Consider the following 5,300-nt stretch of genomic DNA (forward strand, 5'->3'; position numbering starts at 1 on the left):
AATATCCGCGCTGGGCCGCCTCAATTCCTTGCATACACCCAGTCTTAAGGACCACTGCGCGAAGTCCAGCAGGCGCGCCTTAAACCACCCAAATTGTTCAGCGCAGTCCTAGACGCGTGCGCCGTCGTCGTGCTCGTCTTTTTCGCCCGGCAGTTTCATGATCAGGAAGATCACCGACGCCGCGAACGCGGCGACGATTCCCAGGATGGCCACCAGCGGGGCGGACCGCCAGAACATCGCGGCCATCACGAGGGCCACGGGGCCGCCGACAGCCCCCAGCCAGGCAAGCACCGTCATCGGATCGGCTCCGGCCAGGCTGGGAGGCTCCTCCGGCACGAAGGCGCCCTCGTCGTCGTCGGCCTCAAAGTCCCGCGGTCCCGGCGCGGCGCCCGGACGGCCCCCGGCGCCCCCGGTGCCGTCGGCGGCGGGCGTCTTCGGGGCGAGGCGTTCCCGGGCCGAGGGTTCGACCGGCGCGGCACCGGACAGGCCCAGCGGATCGAAGTCCCTGAAGGCCCGGCCCGCTGCGGCCCCGCCGCCGGGCGCGTCCGGGTCCCTGCCCTCCAGCCGGGCAACGAGGTCCAGCCAGACGGCGTCGTCCTGGTTGGCCCCGGGATCCGGCGAATTGGGGTCCGGTCTAGTCATCTGCCGTGTCCTTCCGGCTGGCGTGGGCGGCGCCCGGGTTGCCCCCGCCGGTCACGGACCGGATGAATTCGGCCGTGCCGCGGAAGATCCCAGGCGCGTCGTTGTCCATGGTAGCCACGTGGTAGCTGTTTTCCAGCCGGATGACCTCGAGCGGGGCGTGCGTCAGTCCGCGCCGCAGGGCGGCGATGCTCTTGTCCGAGACGACGTGGTCCACCGACGACCGGTACACGCGGACGGGGGCGGTAACCCGGGGCAGCAGCCGCACGGTGTCCTTGAACAACTTGTTCAGCTCGTGCGCGGCGGCGACCGGCGTCCGCGGATAGGCGCCTTCGTCCGTGTCCGGCTTGAGGATGTCGTTGCCGATCGCGGGGGTGCTCTTGAGCACGAATTTCAGGATCCCGGCCAGGGGTGCGCGGGGGTCATCGATGACGAGGCCGGGGTTCACCACCACGGTCCCGGCCACGGGCCGGGTGGCGGCGATCCGGAGCGCCAGGGCCCCGCCCATGGACAGGCCGGCGACGACGACGTGCCCGCACTCACCGGCCAATTCGAGGTAGGCCGCGTCCAGGGCCGCGTGCCAGTCCTGCCAGTGCGTCCTGGCCAGGTCCTGCCAGCTGGTGCCGTGGCCGGGGAGCAGCGGCATTCGCACGGCATACCCGGCGTCGGCCAGGGATTGCGCCCAGGCCCGGACAGCGTGGGGGCTGCCGGTGAAGCCGTGGGAGACCACGACGCCGGTGCTGGCACCGGTGCCCGTGAACGCGCTGCTGAAGGGAGTGTGGTCCGGGGCTGGGCTCATTTAGGTCTCCGGGGTTCTGGGACAGCTGGTGAGGAATGTGCCTGGGAGCTGCTTCCGGTCATGAGCCCATCGTGTCACTCTTCCGGTTAAAACTCACTAGAGTAGGGTGTCAGTGAGGTGCTGGACTGGCCCCGTGGGGGCCTGCCGGGAGGACTTCATTAGGGGTACGCCACGTGTTTTATTGGTTCATGAAGACGTTCGTCCTGGGGCCGGTGCTGAAGCTGCTGTTCCGGCCGTGGGTCAAAGGCCTGGACAACGTCCCCGCCGACGGTGCCGCCATCCTGGCGTCGAACCATCTGTCCTTCTCCGATTCGATCTTCATGCCGCTCACCGTGCCCCGTCCCGTGGTGTTCCTGGCGAAATCGGAATACTTCACCGGCACCGGGTTCAAGGGCAGGCTGACCGCGGCCTTCTTCCGGCTGACCAACCAGCTGCCGATGGACCGGACCGGGGGAGCCGCCTCGGCGCAGTCGCTGAACGCCGGCCTGGACGTGCTCCGGAACGGTTCGCTGCTCGGGATCTATCCGGAGGGCACCCGCAGCCCGGACGGGCGGCTATACCGGGGGAAGGTGGGCGTGGCCAGGCTCGCCCTGCAGGCACGCGTCCCGGTCATTCCCGTGGCCATGATCGGAACGGACAAGGTCCAGCCGATCGGCAAACGGGTGCCCAGCATCCGGCGTATCGGGATGATCTTCGGCGAGCCGCTGGACTTCAGCCGCTATTACGGGATGGCGGACGACCGGCTGATCCAGCGGTCCGTGACCGACGAGATCATGTATGAACTGATGCGGCTGTCCGGCCAGGAGTACGTCGACGAGTACGCCGCCGTCGTCAAGCTCCGCCTCGCGGGGAAGGCGATCGCGGGGAAAGCGCTCCCGGGGAAGGCGCCGGAGCAGTTCCGTCCCGACGACGGACCGGCAGGTCCGGGAAAAGTGTGACGCAGCGGAACTGTCAATGACGGCGGGGTCCCTCCATCAGCGCCGGGGCAACTATCCTTAGAGGGTGACTGAGCTATCTGAGAAATCTGCCTCCCCGCTGACCAGTACTGCACAGAGCGGTGCAGCCGACTATCCGGGGCTGGACCACTGGCGGGAGCTTCCGGCCTCCCAGCAGCCCAGCTGGTCGGACAAGGCTGTTTTTGAGGCCTCGGTCAAGGACCTTTCGGTCCTTCCGCCCCTCGTTTTTGCGGGCGAAGTGGATATCCTGCGGGACCGCCTCGCGGCTGCCGCCCAGGGCAAGGCCTTCCTGCTCCAGGGCGGCGACTGCGCGGAAACCTTCGGGGCCGCCACGGCGGACAAGATCAGCGCCCGGGTCAAGACGATCCTCCAGATGGCGGTCGTCCTCACCTATGGTGCGGCGATGCCGGTCATCAAGATGGGCCGCATGGCGGGCCAGTTCGCCAAGCCCCGCTCGTCCAACGACGAGACCCGCGACGGCGTGACGCTTCCGGCGTACCGCGGCGACATCGTCAACGGCTATGACTTCACGCCGGAATCCCGTGCCCACGATGCCGGCCGGATGCTGACGGCGTACCATACCTCGGCGTCGACCCTGAACCTGATCCGTGCCTTCACGCAGGGCGGATTCGCGGACCTGCGCCTCGTGCACCAGTGGAACAAGGGCTTCACGGAAAACCCCGCCCACGCACGCTACGAGTCGCTGGCGCGGGACATTGACCGGGCCATCAAGTTCATGGCCTCCTGCGGAGCGGACTTCGAGGCGCTCAAGCGCGTGGAGTTCTATGCCAGCCACGAGGCGCTGCTGCTGGAGTACGAGCGTGCACTGACGCGCATCGACTCGCGCACCGGCTTTCCCTACGACACCTCGGCGCACTTCCTCTGGATCGGTGAGCGTACCCGCGAACTGGACCACGCCCATGTCGATTTCCTTTCCCGGGTGCGCAACCCGATCGGCGTGAAGCTGGGCCCGTCCACGAGCGGCGACGATGCGCTGCGCCTGATCGACAGGCTTGACCCGGACCGCGAACCCGGCCGCCTGACCTTCATCAGCCGGATGGGCGCCACCAACATCCGCGAAAAGCTTCCCCCGATCGTCGAGCGTGTCACCGCCTCCGGCGCCCAGGTCCTCTGGGTCACGGACCCGATGCACGGCAACACCGTCACCTCGCCCAACGGCTACAAGACCCGCAACTTCGACGACGTCATGGACGAGGTCCGCGGGTTCTTCGAAGTGCACCACGGCCTGGGAACCGTCCCGGGCGGCCTGCACGTGGAGATGACCGGCGACGACGTCGCCGAATGCCTCGGTGGAGCCGACCCGATCGACCAGGAAGCGTTCCTGGACCGCTACGAATCCGTCTGCGATCCGCGCCTGAACCACATGCAGTCGCTCGAGATGGCCTTCCTGGTGGCCGGAGCCCTGTCCAAGCGCTAGGTTGCGATACAGCGCTAGAACACGGTAAGCGTGACCGTTGAGCCTTCCGGGGCCTTGGTGTTGACCGGATCCTGGTCCCGGACGGTGCCGAAGAAACGGCCGCCCAGGATGTTGTCCACGCGGACGTCGAAGCCCAGTTCCTTGAGGGCCTCTGTGGCCTTGTCGGCCTGCTTGCCGATGAAGCTGGGCACGTCCACGAGCTTCGGACCCCTGGAAACGGTCAGGGTCACGGCACCGCCCCGGGTGAGGCTGCCGGAGGCGGGATCCTGCGCGACGACGGCGCCGTTGGGGACCTTGCGGTCATTGACCGTCTCCGGGGAAACCACGGCCTTCAGCCCGGCGGCTTCGAGCGCCTTGACCGCGTCGTCCTGATCCTTGCCCCGGACATCCGGCACGGGAATGGGCTGCGGCCCCCTGGATACGGTCAGGTTCACCGGGGTGCCATGGCGGACCGGATTGCCGCTGCGCGGCGCCTGGGAAAGGACGGTCCCGGCTGCAGCGGTTTCATCGTAGGTCTCGGTGATCGTCCCCAGGGCCATGCCCGCGCCGTTGAGGGCGGTCTTGGCCGCCTCCAGGCTCTGCCCGGAGAGCTCCGGCAGCGGGAACAGCTCCGGGCCCTTGGAGACGGCGAGCGAGACCGGCTGGAACTTCCGGATCACCTGGCCGGCCGGGGGCTCGGAGCCGACCACCAGGCCCGGCGGGATGTCGTCGTCGAAGACGTCCTTGACGGTGGACGAGAAGCCGGCCGTCCGGAGCAGTTGCTGGGCCTCCGCCACCGTCTTATTCGTCACGGGCGGAATGGTGCCGGGGGACCCCGGACCCATGCCGAAGAACCAGCCGGCGCCCGCTGCCAGCAACGCCGCGAGGACCAGGACCAGGACCCACAGCAGGCCCCGCCGTCGGCTGCCCCCCTCGCGCAGGCTCCGGACGGGGGTGGCGGCGGCGCGCCGGCGCGCCTTCTGCTCCTCGCGGTCCTGCTGGCGCTGCGCCCGCTTGCTGGCCGGAACCGCAGGGGCAGCCAGCGCCTGGTCGCCGGGGTTCTGCAGCCTGGGGCGGGGGTACGGTTCCTCCTCGGGGGTGGCCAGCGGTCCGTAGGCCGGGCGCCGGGGAGCCCCGGACATCACCGTGGTGGGATTGCTGCCGTGCGCGATGACCTCTGTCTGCTGCTGGGGCCCGCGGAGCACTTCGGTGTGCGCAGCGGCAGCGGGGGAGGCGGCGGCGGGGGAGGCGGCGGCGGGGGAGGCGGCGGGGGCGGACGGGTCCGCCGCCGGACGGGGCGCCTGGCTGCGGGGAGGCCGGGCCGGCGCCGGGGCCACACCGGGCGGAGGGCCCAGGACGGCAGCGGGCGGCTGGAGGTCAAGTTCGGCGTCGCTGAGGTTGGTCCGGATATGGCGCAGTTCGGACAGCAGCGTGTTCCCGTCGACGGGACGCTTGTCGGGATCGTTGGCGGTGCACCACTGCACGAGTT

The 5,300-nt window shown here is 69.2% G+C and carries 5 protein-coding genes; 2 read left to right on the plus strand and 3 right to left on the minus strand.

The features are described 5' to 3' along the window. Positions 1-108: 108 nt before the first annotated feature. Positions 109-642, minus strand: coding sequence for a hypothetical protein (locus tag J9611_RS11900; protein WP_211880426.1), 534 nt, complete (start codon positions 640-642; stop codon positions 109-111). After that, entirely contained in the window at positions 635-1,438 is an 804-nt protein-coding gene (locus J9611_RS11905; RefSeq protein ID WP_211880428.1) for an alpha/beta hydrolase, read from the minus strand. The genes J9611_RS11900 and J9611_RS11905 overlap by 8 nt, the downstream gene beginning before the upstream one ends. Positions 1,439-1,611: 173 nt before the next feature. Here J9611_RS11905 and J9611_RS11910 point away from each other — a divergent pair, with 173 nt between their 5' ends. Then, positions 1,612-2,376 (plus strand): lysophospholipid acyltransferase family protein, encoded by a 765-nt coding sequence (locus J9611_RS11910; RefSeq protein ID WP_211880430.1) that lies wholly within the window; start codon positions 1,612-1,614, stop codon positions 2,374-2,376. Between the two features lie 64 nt (positions 2,377-2,440). Further along, positions 2,441-3,832: a class II 3-deoxy-7-phosphoheptulonate synthase gene (locus J9611_RS11915; protein WP_211880431.1), complete on the plus strand. Its 1,392-nt coding sequence runs from the start codon at positions 2,441-2,443 to the stop codon at positions 3,830-3,832. 14 nt (positions 3,833-3,846) lie between these two features. On the opposite strand, the gene J9611_RS11920 is transcribed toward J9611_RS11915, so the two are convergent. After that, the coding region (locus J9611_RS11920) for a Stk1 family PASTA domain-containing Ser/Thr kinase (RefSeq protein WP_211880432.1) at positions 3,847-5,300 on the minus strand (1,454 nt) is incomplete at its 5' end.

This window comes from Pseudarthrobacter albicanus (assembly GCF_018224015.1).
In the GTDB taxonomy this organism is placed as follows: Bacteria; Actinomycetota; Actinomycetes; order Actinomycetales; family Micrococcaceae; genus Arthrobacter; species Arthrobacter albicanus.

Excerpts from the sequence above, each read along its gene's own strand:
- J9611_RS11900 (WP_211880426.1), bottom strand. The coding sequence starts at position 642 with ATGACTAGACCGGACCCCAATTCGCCGGATCCCGGGGCCAACCAGGAC.
- J9611_RS11905 (WP_211880428.1), bottom strand. The coding sequence starts at position 1,438 with ATGAGCCCAGCCCCGGACCACACTCCCTTCAGCAGCGCGTTCACGGGC.